The organism is Streptomyces sp. NPDC101219, assembly GCF_044767675.1.
In the GTDB taxonomy this organism is placed as follows: Bacteria; Actinomycetota; Actinomycetes; order Streptomycetales; family Streptomycetaceae; genus Streptomyces.
Map to the genome: position 1 here is coordinate 22,656 of NZ_JBIWOK010000002.1, position 19,894 is coordinate 42,549.

Annotated in this window: 19 protein-coding genes; 8 read left to right on the top strand and 11 right to left on the bottom strand. The window is 72.4% G+C overall.

From position 1 onward, the window contains the following. Positions 1-11: 11 nt before the first annotated feature. Entirely contained in the window at positions 12-2,309 is a 2,298-nt protein-coding gene (locus tag ACIRPP_RS03395; RefSeq protein WP_403637621.1) for a transglycosylase domain-containing protein, read from the bottom strand. Positions 2,310-2,578: 269 nt separating this feature from the next. On the opposite strand from ACIRPP_RS03395, the gene ACIRPP_RS03400 reads away from it, so the two are divergent. The 5 genes from ACIRPP_RS03400 to ACIRPP_RS03420 all read left to right on the top strand — a co-directional run bounded on the left by ACIRPP_RS03400 (position 2,579) and on the right by ACIRPP_RS03420 (position 7,637). Continuing rightward, positions 2,579-3,514 carry an SPFH domain-containing protein gene (locus ACIRPP_RS03400; protein WP_403637623.1) on the top strand — a complete coding sequence of 312 codons (936 nt, stop codon included), beginning with the start codon at positions 2,579-2,581 and terminating at the stop codon, positions 3,512-3,514. After that, positions 3,511-3,852, top strand: coding sequence for a hypothetical protein (locus ACIRPP_RS03405; protein WP_403637625.1), 342 nt, complete (start codon positions 3,511-3,513; stop codon positions 3,850-3,852). The genes ACIRPP_RS03400 and ACIRPP_RS03405 overlap by 4 nt, the downstream gene beginning before the upstream one ends. A 202-nt stretch (positions 3,853-4,054) precedes the next feature. Beyond that, positions 4,055-4,579 (top strand): PadR family transcriptional regulator, encoded by a 525-nt coding sequence (locus ACIRPP_RS03410; RefSeq protein WP_164338092.1) that lies wholly within the window; start codon positions 4,055-4,057, stop codon positions 4,577-4,579. Beyond that, positions 4,576-5,268 (top strand): ABC transporter ATP-binding protein, encoded by a 693-nt coding sequence (locus ACIRPP_RS03415; RefSeq protein ID WP_192231288.1) that lies wholly within the window; start codon positions 4,576-4,578, stop codon positions 5,266-5,268. The genes ACIRPP_RS03410 and ACIRPP_RS03415 overlap by 4 nt, the downstream gene beginning before the upstream one ends. After that, on the top strand, positions 5,265-7,637 hold the full coding sequence (locus ACIRPP_RS03420) for an ABC transporter permease (protein WP_403637627.1): 2,373 nt from the start codon (positions 5,265-5,267) through the stop codon (positions 7,635-7,637). Before ACIRPP_RS03415 ends, ACIRPP_RS03420 begins: the two co-directional genes overlap by 4 nt. Before the next feature lie 106 nt (positions 7,638-7,743). On the opposite strand, the gene ACIRPP_RS03425 is transcribed toward ACIRPP_RS03420, so the two are convergent. Further along, a complete protein-coding gene (locus ACIRPP_RS03425) occupies positions 7,744-8,688 on the bottom strand; it encodes a LysR substrate-binding domain-containing protein (protein WP_403637629.1) in 945 nt (314 codons plus the stop codon). Between the two features lie 132 nt (positions 8,689-8,820). On the opposite strand from ACIRPP_RS03425, the gene ACIRPP_RS03430 reads away from it, so the two are divergent. Both ACIRPP_RS03430 and ACIRPP_RS03435 read left to right on the top strand, forming a co-directional pair. Further along, positions 8,821-9,375, top strand: a complete 555-nt coding sequence (locus ACIRPP_RS03430) for a peroxiredoxin (RefSeq protein WP_192231286.1) — start codon at positions 8,821-8,823, stop codon at positions 9,373-9,375. 6 nt (positions 9,376-9,381) lie between these two features. After that, entirely contained in the window at positions 9,382-9,915 is a 534-nt protein-coding gene (locus ACIRPP_RS03435; RefSeq protein WP_403637631.1) for an alkyl hydroperoxide reductase, read from the top strand. A 79-nt stretch (positions 9,916-9,994) separates the two neighbouring features. On the opposite strand, the gene ACIRPP_RS03440 is transcribed toward ACIRPP_RS03435, so the two are convergent. The 7 genes from ACIRPP_RS03440 to ACIRPP_RS03470 form a co-directional block, all read right to left on the bottom strand. Beyond that, positions 9,995-11,401, bottom strand: coding sequence for an AI-2E family transporter (locus tag ACIRPP_RS03440; RefSeq protein WP_403637633.1), 1,407 nt, complete (start codon positions 11,399-11,401; stop codon positions 9,995-9,997). Between the two features lie 144 nt (positions 11,402-11,545). Further along, positions 11,546-12,271 (bottom strand): transglycosylase SLT domain-containing protein, encoded by a 726-nt coding sequence (locus ACIRPP_RS03445; protein ID WP_403637635.1) that lies wholly within the window; start codon positions 12,269-12,271, stop codon positions 11,546-11,548. 404 nt (positions 12,272-12,675) lie between these two features. Continuing rightward, positions 12,676-14,001, bottom strand: a complete 1,326-nt coding sequence (locus tag ACIRPP_RS03450) for a PhoH family protein (RefSeq protein WP_164339007.1) — start codon at positions 13,999-14,001, stop codon at positions 12,676-12,678. A 394-nt stretch (positions 14,002-14,395) separates the two neighbouring features. Beyond that, positions 14,396-15,169 carry an isoprenyl transferase gene (locus ACIRPP_RS03455; protein ID WP_164344122.1) on the bottom strand — a complete coding sequence of 258 codons (774 nt, stop codon included), beginning with the start codon at positions 15,167-15,169 and terminating at the stop codon, positions 14,396-14,398. Between the two features lie 211 nt (positions 15,170-15,380). Continuing rightward, positions 15,381-15,920, bottom strand: a complete 540-nt coding sequence (locus tag ACIRPP_RS03460) for a hypothetical protein (RefSeq protein ID WP_403637637.1) — start codon at positions 15,918-15,920, stop codon at positions 15,381-15,383. 572 nt (positions 15,921-16,492) lie between these two features. Continuing rightward, entirely contained in the window at positions 16,493-16,978 is a 486-nt protein-coding gene (locus tag ACIRPP_RS03465; RefSeq protein ID WP_403637639.1) for a methyltransferase domain-containing protein, read from the bottom strand. A gap of 54 nt (positions 16,979-17,032) precedes the next feature. Then, positions 17,033-17,950 (bottom strand): LLM class flavin-dependent oxidoreductase, encoded by a 918-nt coding sequence (locus ACIRPP_RS03470; protein WP_403637641.1) that lies wholly within the window; start codon positions 17,948-17,950, stop codon positions 17,033-17,035. A gap of 138 nt (positions 17,951-18,088) precedes the next feature. Between ACIRPP_RS03470 and ACIRPP_RS03475 the strand changes: the two genes are divergently transcribed. Then, positions 18,089-18,475 carry a DUF192 domain-containing protein gene (locus ACIRPP_RS03475; protein ID WP_403637643.1) on the top strand — a complete coding sequence of 129 codons (387 nt, stop codon included), beginning with the start codon at positions 18,089-18,091 and terminating at the stop codon, positions 18,473-18,475. Between the two features lie 42 nt (positions 18,476-18,517). Here the strand turns inward: ACIRPP_RS03475 and ACIRPP_RS03480 are convergent, their stop codons facing one another. Together ACIRPP_RS03480 and ACIRPP_RS03485 are read right to left on the bottom strand one after the other, a co-directional pair. Then, entirely contained in the window at positions 18,518-19,045 is a 528-nt protein-coding gene (locus tag ACIRPP_RS03480) for a hypothetical protein (protein ID WP_403637645.1), read from the bottom strand. Then, positions 19,042-19,833 carry a hypothetical protein gene (locus ACIRPP_RS03485; protein WP_403637647.1) on the bottom strand — a complete coding sequence of 264 codons (792 nt, stop codon included), beginning with the start codon at positions 19,831-19,833 and terminating at the stop codon, positions 19,042-19,044. Before ACIRPP_RS03485 ends, ACIRPP_RS03480 begins: the two co-directional genes overlap by 4 nt. Positions 19,834-19,894: the final 61 nt, after the last annotated feature.

Below are 19,894 nucleotides of genomic sequence, written 5' to 3' on the forward strand. Positions count from 1 at the left end.
TCCCGTGCCGGTTACTGCTCCCGGTCCCGCTCCCGGTCGCCGTCGCCCGGGTCGTCGGGGAGCCCGATCGTCGGCGGGGGCGTGGACGTGCCGTCCGGCAGCTTCGTCGTCGGGTTCTGCGTCGGCGGCTCGGTCGTCGGGTCCTGGGTCGGCGGCTCGGTGGTGGGTGCCTCGCTGGTGGGTTCGCGGCTCGGCGGTTCGGAGCTCGGCGACTGCGACGGCGACTCGCTGACCGACGGCGACCGGGTCGGCTTCACGGCCGCGCCCTGCCGGGTCTGCAGGTCGAACTTGCTGGTCTCCTTCATGACGCCGAAGGTGTACGCGGCCCAGATCCGGGCCGGGTACCCGCCGCCGTTGACGCGGTCGTTGCCGCCCGCCCCGTACATCTCGACCTGCTTGTGCGGGGGCTTGTCGTCCTCGCCGAACAGGCCGACCGTGGTGACCAGGTCAGGCGTGAAGCCAGCGAACCAGGCCGACTTGTTGTTGTCGGAGGTACCGGTCTTGCCTGCGACCTGCTGCCCGTTGCGCAGCGGGTTGTCGCGCACCGCGCGCCGTGCGGTGCCGTCGTCGACCACGCCGGTCAGGACCGAGGTGACCGTGTCGGCGGCCTCGCGGCTGATGACCTGCTCGCCGATGGCGTCGGGCATCGTGACGGTGCGGCTGCGGTGCTCCGCCGACTTCACGATCGTCGGGGTGGTCTTCTTGCCGTGGTTGTCGAGGGTGGCGTAGACAGCGGCCATCCGCAGCGGGCTCGCGCCCATGGAGCCCAGGGTCTGGGCGGGCACGGCCTCCAGGTCCTCGACGGCCATGCCCAGCTTGCCGGCGGTCTCCATCACCTTCGGCATGCCGACGTCGACACCCATCTGCGCGAACACGGAGTTGACGGACTTGTTCATCGCCGTCTGGACGGTGATGTCGCCGTAGTTGCCGTCGTCCTCGTTCTCCGGGGCGAAGCCGACCTTGCGGCCGCCGTCGACGACCTGCCGCTCGCTGGTGCCGTCGTAGACCGTGTTCGCGCCGATCGGCTCGCCGTCCTGCGTCTCGGCCTCCTCCTCCAGGGCGGCGGCCAGGATGACCGGCTTGAAGGTGGACGCGGGCTGGTAGTCGGCGCGGGTGGCGTTGTTGACGTAGTGCTTGAGGTAGTCCTGGCCGCCGTACATCGCGACGACCGCGCCGGTCTTCGGGTCCACGGAGACGGCCCCGGCCTGGATGTCGGCGTCGACCTTGCGCTTCTTCGGGTCCAGCTCGTCGGTGAGCTGGGTCCTGACGGCCTTCTCCAGCGCCCTCTGCTTCTTCTTGTCGATGTTGAGGGTAATGGTCCAGCCGCCCGCGTCGACCAGGGCGTCGGCGTGCTTGGCGTCCTCCGCGGTGCCCTCGGCGACCAGCTGCTGCTTCAGCGCGGAGCTGGCGGCGTGCACCAGGTAGCCGGTCTGCCCGGCCATGCCGGGGTCGCCCTGCGGCTCCTTGGGCACCGGGAACTTCATGCCGGAGCGTTCACCCGCGTCGAGCCAGCCCTGCTCGACCATGTTGTCCAGGACGTAGTTCCAGCGGTTGGTGACCAGCTTGCGGCCGGTCTCCGAGGCGACCGCCCAGTCGTACTGGCTGGGCGCCTGGAGCAGGGCGGCGAGGTAGGCGCCCTGCTCGACGGTGAGGTCCTCGGCGTCGACCCGGTAGTAGGCACGGGCGGCGGCCTGGATGCCGTAGGCGTTGCGGCCGTAGTAGCTGGTGTTGATGTAGCCGGCGAGGATGTAGTCCTTGGACTTCTCCCGGTCCAGCTTCAGCGAGATGACCAGTTCCTTCAGCTTGCGCGAGACGGTCTGATCCTGGGTGAGGTAGTAGTTCTTGACGTACTGCTGGGTGATCGTCGAGCCGCCCTGGGCGCCCTTGCCGGACAGGGTGTTGACCAGGCCGCGGGTGGTGCCCCTGATGTCGACGCCGGCGTCCTGGTAGAAGGTCTTGTTCTCGGCGGCGACGAAGGTCCGCTGCACGGCCTTGGGGATGCGGGCGAGGTCGACGACCTCGCGGTTGACCTCGCCGTCGCGGGCCATCATCGAGCCGTCGCTGTACTTGTAGACGTTGCTCTGCCGCTTGGCGTCGGCGTTGCCCTCGGGGATGTCGATCATCATGTACAGCACGATGAAGGCGCCCATGCCGAGCAGGCAGAGGGTGAAGAAGGTGCCGAGCAGCTTCTTCCAGGTGAAGAGGCGGCGTATGCCGGTGCGCCCGGTCCCGCGCGGCGCGCGGCGGCCCCTGGGTGCCGCCCGGCGCCCACCGCGCTGTCGTGCGCGTCGCTCATCCGCTCGTCCCATGGGTGTCCCTCTGCTCGCCTTCGCTCATGTGTGTCATGCAGCCACACGGGTACGGCCGCTCGGGTCAGCTCAGAAAGCTAACACCGGGTGCTGTGACAAAGGGCTGCCGATGCGGTCGTTACGGACGTGACAATCAGCACCCGTCCCACCGGAACCGACGTGCGGCGGAGGCGCAAGGTTGCCGCGATGGGTTAAAGTGATATCACTTGGATAGGAAGACGCTAGCCGCACCGTCGTGCGCGCGGCGTCCGAGGAAACGGGGGACCCCCTTGCCCACACACGACGCGCAGCTCACCGCGGACACACCCGAGATGCCCGCGCCCCGGGTCCGCGAGACACCGGCGCACAGCATCGGCGGCGGACTCGCCCTGACCCTCGGGCTGGCCGGACTGCTGCTCGGTACCGGCCTGATCATCTCCGCCACGGCGGTCACCGCGACCGGCGGCAAGGCGGTGCTGATCACCGGCGGCATCCTGATCGTCATCGCCTCGTTCCTCGCGATGTGCGGGCTGAACATGGTGGCGCCGGGCCAGGCGCGGGTCGTCCAGCTCTTCGGCCGGTACCGGGGCACGATCCGCGAGGACGGCCTGCGCTGGGTGAACCCCTTCACCTCGCGCACCAAGATCTCCACCCGGGTGCGCAACCACGAGACCGCCGTACTGAAGGTCAACGACGCCTACGGCAACCCGATCGAGCTGGCCGCCGTCGTGGTGTGGCGGGTGGAGGACACCGCCCAGGCCACCTTCGAGGTGGACGACTACATAGAGTTCGTCTCCACCCAGACCGAGGCGGCCGTCCGGCACATCGCCATCGAGTACCCCTACGACGCCCACGAGGAGGGCGGCCTGTCGCTGCGGGGCAACGCCGAGGAGATCACCGAGAAGCTGGCCGTCGAACTGCACGCGCGCGTGGAGGCGGCCGGGGTGCAGATCATCGAGTCCCGCTTCACCCACCTCGCCTACGCCCCCGAGATCGCCTCGGCGATGCTCCAGCGCCAGCAGGCGGGCGCGGTCGTGGCGGCCCGGCAGCTGATCGTCGAGGGTGCCGTGGGCATGGTCGAGACGGCGCTGGCCCGGATCGCCGAGCAGGACATCGTCGAACTCGACCCGGAGCGCAAGGCGGCCATGGTGTCCAACCTGATGGTCGTGCTCTGCGGCGACCGCTCCGCGCAGCCGGTCCTCAACACCGGGACGCTCTACCAGTGACCACCCCGCCGGACTCCCCCGGGGGAGCGTCCCCGCGGCGCAGGCCGCAGCAGCGCAAGCAGGTGCTGCTGCGGCTGGATCCGCTGGTGTACGAGGCGCTGGCGCGGTGGGCGAACGACGAGTTCCGCTCGGCCAACGCCCAGATCGAGTTCCTCCTGCGGCGCGCCCTCGCGGAGGCGGGCCGGCTGCCGGGCGAGGTCCGGCCGATCCCGCGCCGGGGCCGTCCGCCCCGGGGCGCGGAGCCGGGTCCGCAGGAGCAGGGTCCGCAGGAGAAGGGTCCGCACGAGCCGGGTCCGCAGGAGAAGGGTCCGCAGGAGCCGGGACCGGCGCCGGACTGAGCGCGCCCGCCACCCCCTGCGGACGCCGGGTCACGGCCGCCGCGCCTCCGGCCGGGGCCATCGGCGGACGCCGCGTCACACGCCGCCGCCACGGTGACAGAACCGTGACAACCGGCTCCCACCAGGGCGGCGACACCCTTCGAAGGGGACTGCACACTCGACGTATACACACGGCGTATACACGGTGTGTAGAGTGCTCGTCATGTCCATCGGTCACACCCTCCTGGGGCTCCTGGAGTCCGGCCCGCGCCACGGTTACGACCTCAAGCGGGCCTTCGACGAGAAGTTCGGTCACGACCGGCCGCTGCACTACGGCCAGGTCTACTCGACGATGTCCCGCCTGCTGAAGAACGGGCTCGTCGAAGTCGACGGCATCGAGGCCGGCGGCGGCCCCGAGCGGAAGCGGTACGCGATCACCGAAGCCGGCATCACCGATGTCGAACGGTGGCTCGCCACACCCGAGAAGCCCGAGCCCTACCTGCAGTCGACCCTGTACACCAAGGTCGTCCTCGCGCTGCTCACGAGCCGCGACGCCGCCGACGTCCTCGACACCCAGCGCTCGGAACACCTGCGCAGCATGCGTATCCTCACCGACCGCAAGCGCAAGGGCGACCTCGCCGACCAGCTCATCTGCGACCACGCCCTCTTCCACCTCGAGGCCGACCTGCGCTGGCTGGAGCTGACCGCGGCCCGCCTCGACAAGCTCCGCGAGGCGGTGGCCCGATGACCACACCACCCCCCGGTTCCCTGCTCGTCGCCCGGGACCTGCGCAAGGAGTACGGTCCGACGACCGCGCTCGACGGCGCCCACTTCTCCATCCATCCCGGCGAGGTCGTCGCCGTGATGGGCCCCTCCGGCTCGGGCAAGTCCACGCTGCTGCACTGCCTCGCCGGGATCGTCACACCCGACTCCGGGTCGATCACCTACGACGGGCGTGAACTGACCGCCATGAGCGACGCCCAGCGCAGCGCGCTGCGGCGCTCCGCCTTCGGCTTCGTCTTCCAGTTCGGGCAGCTGGTGCCCGAACTGACCTGCGTGGAGAACGTCGCCCTGCCGCTGCGGCTGAACGGCACGCCCCGCAAGGACGCCGAGCGGGCCGCCCTGACCTGGATGGAACGCCTGGAGGTCGACGACGTCCGCGGGAAGCGGCCCGGCGAGGTGTCCGGCGGCCAGGGGCAGCGGGTCGCCGTGGCACGGGCACTGGTCACCGACCCGCGGCTGGTGTTCGCCGACGAGCCGACCGGCGCGCTGGACTCCCTCAACGGCGAGCGCGTGATGGAGCTGCTCACCGACGCCGCCCGGACCGCAAACGCCGCCGTCGTCCTCGTCACGCACGAGGCGCGGGTGGCCGCGTACTCCGACCGCGAGATCGTCGTGCGCGACGGCAGGTCCAGGGACATGGAGCGCGTCGTATGAGTGACGGACGGGGGAGCCCCGCCGCGGGAGCGGCATCGAGGGCCCGGGCTGCCGCGCGGGACCTCGGCATGGGACTGCGGTTCGCCTTCGCCGGCGGGCGGGAGGGCTGGATCCGGGCCCTGCTGACCGCGGTCGGCGTCGGGCTGGGCGTGGCGCTGCTGCTGCTCACCACCGCCCTGCCCGGTGCGCTGGCGGAGCGGGACCGGCGGGAGGAGGCCCGCCTCAACTACACGTACGGCGAGCAGATCCCGCGCGCCGACGACACCCTGATGACCGCGGACACCAACACGGAGTTCGACGGCCGGGACGTCCGCGGCCGGCTGCTGGAACCCGAGGGCGACAAGGCCCCGCTGCCGCCCGGCCTGCGGGAGTTCCCCGCGCCGGGCGAGATGGTGGTCTCCCCCGCGCTGCGGGAACTCCTCGACTCCGACGGCGGTGCACTGCTGCGCGAGCGGCTGCCCCACGAGATCGTGGGCACCATCGGCGAACAGGGGCTGATCGGCTCGCAGGAGCTGGCCTACTACGCGGGCGCCGAGGGCCTCGCGGACCGGGCCGGCGACGGGATCGTCGGCCGCATCGACTCCTTCGGGAACCCGGACCCGACGCCGGAGGAGATGGACCCGGTCCTCATGCTGCTGGTCCTGGTCGTGTTCGTGGTGCTGCTGATGCCGGTCGCCGTGTTCATCGCCGCGGCCGTCCGGTTCGGCGGCGAACGGCGCGACCGCCGGCTGGCGGCGCTGCGGCTGGTCGGCTCCGACGGCGGCATGACCCGGCGGATCGCCGCGGGCGAGGCCCTCGGCGGGGCGCTGCTGGGACTGCTCTTCGGCACCGCCTTCTTCCTCGCCGGGCGTGAACTCGCCGCGTCCTTCGAGGTGTTCCGGATCAGTGTCTTCCCCAGCTATCTGAACCCCTCGCCCCTGCTCGCGCTGGTCGTCGCCGTGGCCGTACCGGCCGCCGCGGTGCTGGTCACCCTGCTGGCGCTGCGCGGCGTGGTCATCGAGCCGCTGGGCGTGGTCCGCACGGCGCGGCCGGCCCGCCGCCGCCTGTGGTGGCGGCTGCTGCTCCCGCTGGCCGGCCTCGGCATGCTGGCGCCCATGCTCGGCCAGGGCCGGGAGAACGGGGACTTCAACGGGTACCTGGTCACCGGCGGCGTCATCTGCCTGCTCGTCGGGATCACGGCGCTGCTGCCGTGGATCGTCGAATCGGTCGTCGCCCGGCTCGGCGCCGGCGGCGTGGCCTGGCAACTCGCGGTCCGGCGCCTTCAGTTGAGCAGCGGGGCGGCGGCCCGCATGGTCAACGGCATCGCCGTGGCCGTGGCCGGCGCGATCGCGCTGCAGATGCTGTTCGCCGGGGTCGAGAGCGACTACACCAAGGAGACGGGGTACGACGTGACCCGGGCGCAGATGTCGGTCCGCGTGCCGGACGGCATCGACCTCGCCGCGGCGGCCGCGAAACTGGAGGAGACCAAGGGTGTCCGCACGGTGTACGCGATGTCCAACGGTTACTTCGGCGACCGGCCCTGGAGCCAGGAGCCGGAACGCGGTGCCGAACTGACCGTCGCCGACTGCGCGACCCTGCGCCAGGTGGCCGAGCTGCCCTCGTGCGCCGACGGCGACGTGTTCGCGCTGCGGGGCGGCGAGTACGACACCGACACCCCGTCGCTGACCCGGCCGGGACAGAAGCTGTACCTGGAGCACGACACCGGCGACGCCGGGTCGGCGGACCTCGTCTTCACCCTCCCCGAGGGGCTGAAGGAGGCCGACTCCGTCGAGGACCCGACCGGGACCAAGCGCGGCGGCTTCCTGATCACCCCGGGCGCCCTGCCCGCCGAGCTGGCCGAGGCGGTCAGCGGCCAGCTGTACCTGGCCGTCGACGACTCGGTGCCGTACGCCCGTGAGCACGTGCGCAACGCGGCGGCCGCGATCGATCCGCTGGCCGATCCGATGACGTGGGCGGCGACCGAGCGGTCCGACCGCTTCGAGACCATCCGCACGGGCCTGTTCGTGGGCGCGACCGCCGTCCTGGCACTGATCGGGGCGAGCCTGCTGGTCTCCCAGCTGGAGCAGCTGCGGGAACGCCGCAAGCTGCTGTCGGCCCTGGTCGCCTTCGGCACCCGGCGGCGCACGCTGAGCCTGTCGGTGCTGTGGCAGACGGCGATCCCCATCGGTCTGGGGCTGCTGGTGGCGTCGGTCGTCGGCATGACGCTGGGCGCGGTGCTGCTGCGGATGACGGCGACACCGATCAGCGTGGACTGGTCGAGCGTCCTGCGGATGACCGGCATCGGGGCGGGCGTGGTCGTGGTGGTGACCCTGCTGAGCCTGCCGCCGCTGCTGCGCATGATGCGCCCGGACGGGCTGCGCACGGAGTAGCCCCCGGCAGGGCCCGGCCGGCACCAGGCGGCAGGGCCCGGCCGGTGCCGGGGGGTGCCGGGGGTGCCGGCGGGTGCCGGGGGGTGCCGGGGGGTGCCGGACATCCCTAGGCGGCCACCGTCCGCACCGGCAGGGCCCGCATCGCCTCCCGCAGGGCCGCCGCCAGTTCCTCGTACTCCGCGGAGCGGGCGGCGCCGGTGCGCATGACGAGGGCGATGCGGCGGGTGGGGGCCGGGTCGGCGAAGCAGCCGGTGAGCAGGCGGCCGGCGCGGGTGGTCTCGACGTCGACGGCCGTGCGGGGCAGCAGGGTGACGCCGAGCCCACCGGCCACCAGCTGCACCAGGGTGGACAGCCCGGCCGCCGTGGTGGTGGCCGGGACGCCCCCGCGTCCGGCCTCGCGGCAGATGTCGAGGGCCTGGTCGCGCAGGCAGTGCCCCTCGTCGAGGAGCAGCAGCTTCAGCTCGCGCAGCGCCTCGCGCGGGATGCCCTCCCGGCCGCCCAGCCAGTGGTCCAGCGGGGTGACGAGCACGAAGTCCTCGTCGAACAGGGGCAGTTCGGTCACGCCCGGAACGCCGAGCGGGACGGCGAGCAGCAGGAGGTCCAGCCGTCCGGCGGCGAGGCCGTCCAGCAGGCGCGAGGTCTGCTCCTCGTGCACCTGGAGGTCGAGGTCGGGGTAGCGGTCGTGGACCAGGCGCAGGACCGTGGGGAGCAGATAGGGGGCGACGGTCGGGATCACCCCGAGCCGCAGGACCCCGGTGAAGGGCGCCCGCAGGGCCTCGGCCTCCTCGATGAGCGCGCCGACGTCCTCGAGCACCGCCTTGGCGCGGGCGGCGAGGCGTTCCCCCGCCGGCGAGAGCAGGACCTTGCGCGTCGTACGCTCGACGAGGGTGACACCCAGTGTCTCCTCCAGCGCCGACACGGCACCGGACAGGGCGGGTTGGCTCATGCCGATCGCGGCGGCGGCGTCCCGGAAGTGCAGGTGCTCGGCGACCGCGGCGAACGCCCGGAGCTGCGCGAGACTCGGCTGTCTGCGCCTCTTGCCGACCGTCACTGATAGCTCCCTCCGATCAACACGACCGAGTGTAGCTATTTCACTAATCAATGCACCCTGTGCCAACATCAACATCGTCCAACCCATGGGAAACACCGCATTACGGGTGTTTCTTCGCTGCAAGGAGAGCGCGTGCTCACTGTCGGTGACAAGTTCCCCGAGTTCGAACTGACCGCCTGCGTCTCGCTGGAGAAGGGCAAGGAGTTCGAGACGATCGACCACAAGACCTACGAGGGCAAGTGGAAGGTCGTTTTCGCGTGGCCCAAGGACTTCACCTTCGTGTGCCCGACCGAGATCGCCGCCTTCGGCAAGCTGAACGACGAGTTCGCCGACCGCGACGCCCAGATCCTCGGCTTCTCCGGTGACTCGGAGTTCGTCCACCACGCCTGGCGCAAGGACCACGAGGACCTGCGCGACCTGCCGTTCCCGATGATGGCGGACCCCAAGCACGAGCTGATGCGCGACCTCGGCATCGAGGGCGAGGACGGCTACGCCAAGCGCGCCGTGTTCATCGTGGACCAGAACAACGAGATCCAGTTCACCATGGTGACCGCCGGCTCCGTCGGCCGTAACCCCAAGGAGGTCCTGCGGGTCCTCGACGCCCTCCAGACGGACGAGCTCTGCCCGTGCAACTGGACCAAGGGCGAGGACACCCTGGACCCGGTCGCGCTGCTGGCCGGGGAGTGACCTGACATGTCGCTCGACTCCCTGAAGTCCCGCATACCGGACTACGCCAAGGACCTGAAGCTCAACCTCGGTTCGGTCATCGGCAACTCCGACCTGCCGGCCCAGCAGCTGTGGGGCACGGTGCTGTCGACGGCGATCGCCTCGCGTTCGGCCATCGTGCTGCGCGAGCTGGAGCCGGAGGCGAAGGCGAACCTGTCGCCGGAGGCGTACACGGCCGCCAAGGCCGCCGCCGCGGTGATGGCGATGAACAACGTCTTCTACCGCACCCGTCACCTGCTGTCGGACCACGAGTACGGCAACCTGCGCGCCGGCCTGCGGATGAACGTCATCGGCAACCCGGGCGTCGACAAGGTCGACTTCGAGTTCTGGTCCTTCGCGGTCTCCGCGATCAACGGCTGCGGCATGTGCCTCGACTCGCACGAGCAGGTGCTGCGCAAGGCCGGCGTGGAGCGCGACGCCGTCCAGGAGGCGTTCAAGATCGCCGCGGTGATCCAGGCGGTCGCCGCCACGCTCGACGCCGAGGCCGTTCTCGCCGAATGACCTCCGCGCCGCACGGCGTGTGAAGCAGTGGGCTCGTCCACCCCGGGGGTGGACGGGCCCACTGTCGTATGCACTGCCCTCAACTGCCCGGCGTGGCCGGCCCGTCCGGCCGGTCCGGCCCGCCGGCCGGGCCTTCGTCGCCGCCGTTCCCGGCCGGTGGCGGCGGGGGCGGCGGTCCGCCCGCGGACGCCTCCGCGGCGGTCGCGGTGACGGCCGTGGCGCCCCGGGGCCGCGGGGCCAGCCGGGTCGACGCCTCCTGGGAGTAGGCGCGCAGATAGGTGGCGACGGTGTTGGTGACCGCGACCAGCGGCACGGCGACCACCGCACCGCCGATGCCGGCCACCATGCCGCCGGTGGCCACGGCCAGCACCACGGCGAGCGGGTGCACCCGGACCGCGCGGCCGAGGATGAACGGCTGCAGGATGTGCCCCTCGATCTGCTGCACCGCCAGCACCACGACGAGGGTCATGACGGCCGTGAACACGCCCTGGGTGACGAGTGCGACGACCACCGCCAGCGCGCCCGACACGACCGCACCGACCAGCGGGATGAAGGCGAACAGGAAGATGAAGACGGCCAGCGGCACCGCCATCGGCACGTCGAGGAAGTAGATGCCGAGGCCGATGAAGATGGCGTCGATCAGCGCCACTATCACCGTGCCGCGCACGTACGCCGTCAGCGTCCGCCAGGCGGCCGGTCCGGCACCCGCGACGCCCGGGCGGGCGACGGCCGGGACCAGCTTCAGCGACCACTCCCAGATGCGCCGGCCGTCGTAGAGCAGGAACAGCGTGGAGAACACCGCGAGCAGGATGCCGGTGAGCGCCTCGACGACGACGGTGACGCCCTCCAGGCCCGCCGAGGTGATCTGCTCGCTGTTGGCTCCGACGGCCTCACGGAGATTCTTGGCGATCTCGTTGATCTGCTTGTCGGTGACGTGGAACGGGCTGTTCAGCAGCCAGTTGCGCAGTTCGTCGATGCCGCCCTGGATCTGGCTGGTCAGGTTGTCGATGTTCTCCATGACCTGCCAGGTCACGAACCAGCCGATGAGGCCCATGACGACGAAACCGAACAGCGCGGTCAGTGAGGTGGCCGGTCCCCGCGGCACGCCGAGACGGCGCAGCCGCGCCACCGTGGGCTGCAGCAGGGCGGTGATGAGCAGGGCGGCCACGAAGGCCAGCACCACCAGCTGGACGGCGCTGATGACCCGCATGAGGACCCAGAGGGTGCCCGCGAGGACCAGCAGCCGCCAGCCCGCCTCGGCCGCCACGCGCACGCCCCAGGGCACGGCCTGCGCCGGGTCGGGGCGGGCCGGGACGGCGGGCGCGTAATCGGGCGGCGGGGGAACGTGGCCCTCTGCCGGGGCGGCGTCGGACGCGGACGGGTCGCCGTCCTCCCGTTCGACCTCGGCACGGCGTTCGTCCAGCCGTTTGCCGACCGCGGTCAGTCCGGCTCCGACTCGGCCGAGCCATCCTGGCACTCGCGACATGATCCGTCCTCTTCCCCCGTTTCTCCGCACCACTCCGCCTGGAGTCGTCGGTCAGACGCTACAGGGCGACAGCCCCGCACCGTAGGACGGTGCGGGGCTGCGCCGGGGCTGAGCGGGGTGGAGGCCGGCGGCCTTCCGGTACGTCTAGTACCAGTGGTTGGCCTGCCAGAACGACCAGGCGCCGCAGGGGCTGCCGTAGCGCTCGTTCATGTAGTTCAGGCCCCACTTGATCTGGGTGGCCGGGTTGGTCTGCCAGTCGGCGCCGGCGGAGGCCATCTTGGAGCCCGGGAGCGCCTGGACGAGACCGTAGGCGCCCGAGGAGGGGTTGACGGCCTTGTAGTTCCAGGTGGACTCGCGGGTCACGATGTTGCTGAAGCACTGGAACTGGTCGCCGGGAATCATCTGGCGGGCCATGGCCTGGACTTCGGCGACGGTGTAGCTCGACTTGGCGGCGAAGCTGGACGCGTCACGGGTCGCGGAGCGGCTCGCGGCGGCCTTGGTCTCGGCCTCGCGCTCCTTGGCCTCCTTCGCGGCCTGGGCAGCCTTCTCGGCCTGCTCCTTCTTGGCCACGGCGGTCTTGGCGGCGGCCTTGCGGGCTGCCTCCTCCGCGTCCTTCTTGGCGGTCGTGTCCGCGGCGATGGCCATCGTCTCGGCCTGCTGCGTCACGGAGGCGGTCTGTACCTGGGCCTGCTGGCCCGCGGGGATGTCCGCGAGCAGCGTGGTGCCGGCTGCCGTCGCCTCGACGTCGTTGTTCTGCGCGGTGCTGCCCGAGGCAACGCCGACGACGCTTCCGACAGCGGTGACCGCGGTGGCCGAAGCCACTGCGAATCCCCGGACCGAGATCCGGCTCACACGGTTTCCTTCCAGCATCGCCCGCTTCGGTGACCCTCGCGGACGCAATCGTGCCCCTGGCACTGGCCTCCCCAACTGCGGGCCACGGGAGGCGCGGGCCCGGTGGGCAACCCCCCGTGCGGGGAGCGCCGCGTGGTGCTCGGGCGGCATACGACGACGCTATGCAGTTGGAAGCCGGTGCTTCGGTTGTGGTCCCGTGCCGCTGGCGGTACGGATGTGTCGTATGCGGGGCCTGACAGGAAGGAGACTCTGCCGTAATCCGGCGGCGGGAGGCAATTCTCTGCCGCGTGTGAAAGCTCACACCCCGTTTGCCCCAGGCGTTTTCCGGAAAGGCCACGCACGCCGACGCCGCCCGGCTAGGCTCTGTGCCTTTCCGGACGGCGCCAACTCGTGCGTAACCGCTCCTTTTTGGAGGACTCCGGTCAGACCTGACCGTCTTCGAGCATTTCGGTCACCAGGGCGGCGATCCTGGACCTTTCGGACCGGGTCAGGGTGACGTGCGCGAACAGCGGATGCCCCTTCAGTTTCTCCACGACGGCGACCACACCGTCGTACCGGCCCACCCTCAGGTTGTCGCGCTGGGCCACGTCATGGGTCAGGACGACCCGCGAATTGGCCCCGATCCGGGACAGAACGGTCAGCAGGACGTTCCGTTCCAGCGACTGGGCCTCGTCGACGATGACGAACGCGTCGTGCAGCGAGCGGCCCCGGATGTGGGTGAGCGGCAGGACCTCCAGCATGCCGCGCGCGGTGACCTCCTCGATGACCTCCCGCGAGGTGACGGCGGACAGCGTGTCGAAGACCGCCTGCGCCCAGGGGCCCATCTTCTCGGCCTCGGTGCCGGGCAGGTAGCCGAGTTCCTGCCCGCCCACCGCGTACAGCGGCCGGAAGACCATCACCTTCTGGTGCTGACGGCGCTCCAGCACCGCCTCCAGGCCCGCGCACAGCGCCAGCGCCGACTTGCCGGTGCCGGCCCGGCCGCCCATCGACACGATGCCGACGTCCGGATCGAGGAGCAGGTCCAGGGCGATGCGCTGCTCGGCGCTGCGGCCCTTGATGCCGAACACCTCCCGGTCGCCGCGCACCAGCCGGACATTGCCGTCGGCGGTGACCCGGCCGAGCGCCTTGCCGCGCTCGGACTGGAGGGTCAGGCCGGTGTGCACGGGCAGGTGGGACGCCTCGGGCACATAGACGTGCCCCTCCTCGAAGAGGATGTCCACCTGCTCACCCGGCAGGGTGAGTTCGGACATTCCGGTCCAGCCGGAGGCGTCGGTGATGGCGAGCTCGGCGCGGTACTCCTCGGCGAGGAGTCCGACGGAGGACGCCTTGATCCTCAGCGGCAGGTCCTTCGACACGACGGTGACGTCGAACCCCTCGGCCTGCAGATTGCGGGCGACCGCGAGGATGCGGGAGTCGTTGTCCCCCAGGCGGTAGCCGGTCGGCAGCACGCTGGGGTCCGAGTGGTTGAGCTCGACCCGGACGGTGCCGCCGAGGTCCCCGATGGGGATGGGGGCGTCGAGGCGACCGTGCCGTACCCGGAACTCGTCGAGCAGGCGCAGGGCCTGCCGGGCGAAGTAGCCCAGTTCGGGATGGTGCCGCTTGGCCTCCAGTTCCGTCACCACGACGACGGGGAGCACCACCTCGTGCTCGTCGAAGCGGCTCAGGGCGCCTGGGTCGGCCAGCAGGACGCTGGTGTCGAGGACATAGGTGCGCCGGTCGGGCTTGTGGCGCTTTGTGCTGGTCACCACGGAAGGACGTACCCCCTCGGAAGAGGTCGGGGAGCGACGGAGCGAAGCCGGGCCGGGTGGGCGAGGACGATCGCGGCCGGCGTGGCGGACGCCGCGGCCGGCCGACGACCCCTTTGCGCAGCGGGCCGAGAACCGGCCCTCCGCTGCTCTTTCCGTGCCGTGACCGCACGGTGGGGCTGATGCAAAGGGCCTCCCGGGCGGACGACCCCGGGCCGTCCGCTGAGATCCGACACCCGTGGTTCGGGTGTCGACCTGTCTGGCTTATGCCCTCGAACGTACGCCGCCATGCAACGGTGCACGACGGCGCACGCGTGAACTCTCCGTGACACCGTGTGACCCGCACGGGGGAACGGACCGCTGGCGGGCCGGCGCCCGGCCCGGCCCCGCGGGTGGTTCAGCCGCCGTAACGCCGGTGGCGGGCGGCGTAGTCGCGCAGCGCGCGCAGGAAGTCGACCTTGCGGAAGGCCGGCCAGAAGACCTCGCAGAAGTAGTACTCCGAGTGAGCGGTCTGCCAGAGCATGAAGCCGGACAGCCGCTGCTCGCCGCTGGTGCGGATGACCAGATCCGGGTCGGGCTGGGCGCGGGTGTAGAGGTGACGTCCGATCATGTCGACGTCGACGGACTCGGCGAGCTCCTCCATGGAGGTGCCCTGCTCGTGCGCCTGGAGCAGCATGGACCGTACGGCGTCGGCGATCTCCTGGCGGCCGCCGTAGCCGATGGCGACGTTGACCACTATGCCGTCGACGTGCGCCGTGCTCTGCTGGGCCTCTTTGAGGGTGGTCTGCATCCCGGCGGGCAGCAGGTCGGGGGTGCCGACGTGGTGCACGCGCCAGCGTCCGTCGGCGGCGAGGCTGCGGACCACGTCCTCGATGATGCCGAGCAGGGGGACGAGCTCCTCCTCGGGGCGGTCGAAGTTGTCCGTCGACAGCAGCCACAGGGTGACGACCTCGACGTCCGTCTCCGAGCACCAGCCGAGGAACTCCTCGATCTTGTCGGCGCCCGCGCGGTGGCCGTGGACGGTGCTGGATCCCGCGGCTTTGGCCCACCGGCGGTTCCCGTCCATGATGACGCCGATGTGCTTGGGCACCTGAGCGGTGTCCAGGTGGCCTTCCACCCGGCGTGCGTACAGCCTGACCAGCAGGCCACGCAGCTTGTCGCGCAGGTTCACGTGATCGTCAGCCCCTCCGTGCGGATCGGACAGACGCGGCACCCCGCCGCGGTCCGCGGCATGGCGACCCGGTCGTGGTCGCGGGCGGCCCCTGTCCGGATGGCGGTCCCCGGGGGCGAAGCCTACCCCCGTGCGGGCGGGCGTCCCCAAAGCCCGGGGTGGGGCGGTGGTTGAGGGTCCCGCGGGGTTCGGGAGGCGCCGCGGGTCGGCCTCACCGCGTGCGGGGCCGCCGGAACCAGTCGCCCGCCGAGCCCTGGCCGAGCAGCACGACGACGGCGACGGCGCCCGCCAGCGGCAGGATGCCGAACGGCGTGCCCTGCGCCGCCCCGCCGAGCGCCAGCACGATCTGGACTGAGCCGAGCACCAGCGCGGCGGCCCGGACACCGGGACCCGCCGACGGGAAGAGGAAGGCCAGGACGAGCAGCACCCAGGCCATCAGGTACGGCGCGAAGGCCTGTCCGGCCGCCTCCGCGCCGGAGAAGGCGCCCACGAGGGCGCTGTGCACCACTCCGAGTCCGGCGAGCGCGAAGATCACCACCTGCGCGGCCCGCACAGCGGCGGGCATGCCGGCCGGCACCTGCGGGTGGGGGTACTGCGGCTGCATGTACTGGGACTGGGGGTACTGGGAGTGGGGGTACTGGGCGTGGGGGTGCTGCGGGTGGGGGTGCTGCGAGGGGATGTGCGGCCGGTGAGCGGCCTCGCCGTTGCGGCCGGGCTGCTGCGGGGGCAGGGCCGGATACTCGTTCGACATGCGAGGGACTCTAACCACGGACACAAAAAAACGGGCCGGTCCGTGGGGGGGAGACGGACCGGCCCGAGGGGGGGTTTCCACCATAACCCTTCGTAAGTGATGCTGCGTCCACCGGCGTGCCACAACTACTCTCCGGATTCGCCCGGCGACGCCGAGGTGGTCGCGGAACGAGCGATTCAGGCCGCATGGGTGGCTGATTTCCTGCCGGAATGGTGCCTTCACCTGGGAAGTTGCTGGCAATGTGAGGTCGCTGTGACGGATGTGGCGTCTTCGGTACGTTCCGCGACCATTCTTCCGGCCGTCCCCCGGACGGGTGACCGGGCCCGACACGCCTCCTTGACCCGGCGGGACGCGGGAGGCGGGAGAGGGTGACGCGGAGAGATCGGGAGACCGGGAGGCGCGGGACGCGGGGCCGCGGACGGGCGCCGAACGGCCGGGCATCGCGCAGCCCCCTCCACTGCGCGGTACCACTCCCGCGCAGCTTTGCTCACGCGAATTACCTTGGTCCGAACTTACGTGATGGCGGGACGGGAAGGCGAGCCCGGATCCATAACGATGCGGACACCCGGCGGCTACCGGCCGGCCTCCGGCCTGCGGGCCTCGACGAGCCGCCGCGTGCTGTGGGCTACGAACGCCCCTCGTCCCGAGGAAGTGCTCCACGAGCTTCCGGGCACTGACCGGGGCGTCGTGCTGGGCGAGTACGCGCCCCCGGGTTTCAGCACCCGCGCGCTCTCCGCCCACGCCGGCTCGACGGGGTGGCGGCTGACGACGAGGCCGAAGGCGCCGTCGGCGAAGGGCAGCGGCGCCTCCCCGGCCGCGGCGACGACCGTGACGCGCGGGGGCTGGAGCAGGGCGGCGGCGCGGGGGGCGTTGGGCGGCCGGCCCTCGGTGGCGGCTACCAGCGGGGGCCGCTCCCGGTGCGGCCGGGACACCCCCGGTCCGGTGGAGGGGTACGCGTTGGCGAGCGCGAAGTCGAGCACCTCGCCGCCGGTCTGGACGTCGCGCACGGCGTCCGCCCGGCCGATCCGCTCGCCACGAAACCCTCCCCCACTGTCCATCAGATCGTCACCCTCGCGGTCGCGTCGGGGGCGGGACTCGTTGCCGACGCGGCGTCAGGACCGGTCGCCGCCGCCCCGACCGCCGGTGCCCCTCCCGGGCACCTCGGGCGCCACCTCCCGCGCCACGAACCGCACGAACCCCTCCGGGTCCGGTTCGTCCGCCGTGGGCTGCAGGATCACCGCGTCCGCGCCGGCCTCGGCCAGCCGCCGCACCTGCCGCGCCACGGCACCGGCGTCCCCGGCGGCTCCGAGGTCCGCGTCGGGCGCCGCCCCCTCGGCGTCCAGTTCGGCGCGCACCCGCTCGGCGGCACCGGGACCGGTGGCGGCGAGCAGGTAGACGACCAGCCGGTGCGGCTCCGCCCGGCGCCCGGCCTCCGCGCGCCCCTCGTCGACGAGCGCGCGGGCCCGGCGCACCCCCTCGGCGGAGGTGTTCGCGGTGAGGATGGTGCCGTCGGCGGCCTCCCCGGTGAGCCGGACGGTACGGGGTCCGGTGCCGCCGGCGAGGACAGCGGCGTCCTCGGGCGCCGGCGGCCAGTCCAGGGCCACGTCGTCGAGCCGGACGTACCGCCCGCGGGTCGTCACCCGCTCGCCGCGCAGCAGGGCGCGCAGGGCGAGGAGATGCTCGCGCAGCAGCGTCAGCGGCGACTCGGGTCGCGCCCCGACCTGCCCCATCCAGTCCTGCACCCCGTGTCCGACGCCGAGGGTCACCCGCCCGGGGAACATCCGGTGCAGGGTGGCCGCCTCCATCGCGGTGAGCGCCACGTTCCGCAGCGGCACCGGGAGCAGCCCGACACCGACCCGCACCCGCTCCGTCCACGCGAGGACGGCGGCGGCGCTGGTGAGGCCGCCCTCCCGGAAGCAGTCCTCCCACAGCCACAGTTCGCCGAGCCCGGCGTCGTCGGCCGCCCGGGCGACGGACCGGAGGCGTTCGGGGGCCAGCTGGGGGCGGAGCACCGCGCCGAGTGTCGTCATGGGCCGTTCCTACCCGGACCGGGAGACACCGGCAAACGGGTTTCCGCGGCCCGCCCCCGCGGGCCGTGCCGTTTCGGCAGAGTGGCAGGGCCCGGACGGTGACCGCCGGGACGGGCGAGCGCGGAGAGGGGCGGCAGGGTGGGGCGTTGGAGGGACGGGCGGGGCGAGCTGGAGGTCCGGCGGCGGGACGAGGACGGCGGCGGGACGGTGCGGGTGCCGCTGGAGCTGGCGTGCTCCTACCGGGCGCGCACGCGGGGCCTGCTGGGGCGGGACTCGGTGGACGGCGCGATGCTGCTGTCCCCCGCCGGGAGCGTGCACACCTTCCGGATGCGCATGCCCATCGACGTCGCCTATCTCGACCGGAGGCTGCGCGTCGTCGCCGTGCGCACCATGCCGCCCGGCCGGCTGGGGCGGCCCCGGCTGCGGGCCCGGCACGTACTGGAGGCGGAGGCCGGGGCCATGGAGCGGTGGGGGCTGCGGGTGGGGGCGCGTGTGGCCGTGGTGCTGCCGCCGCCCGGGCCCTGAAGGAAGGACGCGGGAGGTGGGGCGGGAGGTGGGGGTGGGGGGTCAGTCCCGCTCCTCCGGCTCCGTCACCGGACGGTCGCTGACCACGCCGACCAGGATCATCGGGGCGTCCGCGTCCGACTGGTTGAGGGAGACCGCGACCCAGCGGGGGCCGGCCGGCGGCGGCACCGGGACCGGGCCCCAGACCGTCAGATCGCCGTAGCAGTCCAGGGCGGCCAGGGCTCGCAGCAGCTCCGGGAGGGGCGCGTCCGGCCGGAGCAGCGGGACGCGCATGCTCACGGTCCGGTGCGCTCCCCAGCGGGCGTCCAGGCGCGCCACCAGGGACCGCAGGCGGGCCTCGGCCGCCTCCTCGGCGGCGTTCCACTCCGGCCCGTACACACCCGTGAGGGAGTCGCCCTCCCAGAGCGGGACGACGAGGAAGCCCTCGCCGCGGGTCGCCGTCCACTCCCCCGTGACCGGCTCGCCCTCCGCGACCGCAGGTCCGGACGCCGGGAGCGGTCCGGTCAGCCGGGCCTCCAGCTCGGACCGGGCCCGGTCGGGGTCGAACGGCTCGCCCCGGCGCGACGTCACAGCGCGGGCCTGTCCATCGGACGGGGCAGCGGTTCCAGGGCGCCGGCGTCCTTCAACGCCCGGTAGGCACGCACCACTTCGGCGGTGTCCCCGGGGTCCGCCGGCTCCAGCAGCAGCCCGCCGCCGGGAAGCCGCCTGCCCCGCGCCGCCCACTCCTTGGGCACCAGGGCCGCGCGCCCCGGGGAGAGGTAGCCCACCGGGCCCACGGACGGCGTGCCGGTCTTGAAGCCCGCCTCCTTCTTCAGGGCGGCCGTCACGGCCCTGTCGCCCACGTCCCCGTAGTCCGGGTCCCACGCCTCGGCCACCGCGGCGAGGAGCCCGGCGCCGGGCAGCGGCTCGTCGTCCGGCACCACGAAGGTGGCCACCAGCGACTGGAGCAGGAACTCGGGCGTGCCGCCCGCCAGCCCGGCAAGCTCGACCCGCCACCCGTCGGACGTATCCGCCAGCAGACGGAGCGAGGTGCCGTCGGCCGCCGACCACCCGTCGTCCGCCTGCGCGGAGCGCACCGCACGGAGCAGGGACTCCCGGAACTCCTCGCCGGGAGCCGCCCGGTCCGGGTGCGGCAGGCGGAGGACGTCGGCGGGGCGGCCGGACGCGGGCACGGTCCGCCAGGTCGTCAACGGGCCACGTCCCGCCGGATCTCCGGCCGCTGCGTCTCTTCCGGGCGCCGCTGCTCCGGCGGTGGGGAGGAGCCGGGCGAGGTGCTCCAGGGTCGTGCTCCACCGTGCGGCGAGCGCCTCCGCGGACTCCTGCCGTGGGCCCCAGAAGCCCCGCACCACACGTCGCATACCCTGCCGTCCCCTTCTCCTCCGGACCGGACCGTCCCACCTTAGGTCGCGCGCCGCCCCC

What these genes read in the sequence shown, in the direction of transcription:
- ACIRPP_RS03395 (WP_403637621.1), bottom strand. Translation starts at nt 2,309, where the DNA reads ATGGGACGAGCGGATGAGCGACGCGCACGACAGCGCGGTGGGCGCCGG.
- ACIRPP_RS03410 (WP_164338092.1), top strand. Translation starts at nt 4,055, where the DNA reads ATGTCCATCGGTCACACCCTCCTGGGGCTCCTGGAGTCCGGCCCGCGC.
- ACIRPP_RS03415 (WP_192231288.1), top strand. Translation starts at nt 4,576, where the DNA reads ATGACCACACCACCCCCCGGTTCCCTGCTCGTCGCCCGGGACCTGCGC.
- ACIRPP_RS03420 (WP_403637627.1), top strand. Translation starts at nt 5,265, where the DNA reads ATGAGTGACGGACGGGGGAGCCCCGCCGCGGGAGCGGCATCGAGGGCC.
- ACIRPP_RS03435 (WP_403637631.1), top strand. Translation starts at nt 9,382, where the DNA reads ATGTCGCTCGACTCCCTGAAGTCCCGCATACCGGACTACGCCAAGGAC.
- ACIRPP_RS03440 (WP_403637633.1), bottom strand. Translation starts at nt 11,401, where the DNA reads ATGTCGCGAGTGCCAGGATGGCTCGGCCGAGTCGGAGCCGGACTGACC.
- ACIRPP_RS03445 (WP_403637635.1), bottom strand. Translation starts at nt 12,271, where the DNA reads ATGCTGGAAGGAAACCGTGTGAGCCGGATCTCGGTCCGGGGATTCGCA.
- ACIRPP_RS03460 (WP_403637637.1), bottom strand. Translation starts at nt 15,920, where the DNA reads ATGTCGAACGAGTATCCGGCCCTGCCCCCGCAGCAGCCCGGCCGCAAC.
- ACIRPP_RS03465 (WP_403637639.1), bottom strand. Translation starts at nt 16,978, where the DNA reads ATGGACAGTGGGGGAGGGTTTCGTGGCGAGCGGATCGGCCGGGCGGAC.
- ACIRPP_RS03470 (WP_403637641.1), bottom strand. Translation starts at nt 17,950, where the DNA reads ATGACGACACTCGGCGCGGTGCTCCGCCCCCAGCTGGCCCCCGAACGC.
- ACIRPP_RS03485 (WP_403637647.1), bottom strand. Translation starts at nt 19,833, where the DNA reads ATGCGACGTGTGGTGCGGGGCTTCTGGGGCCCACGGCAGGAGTCCGCG.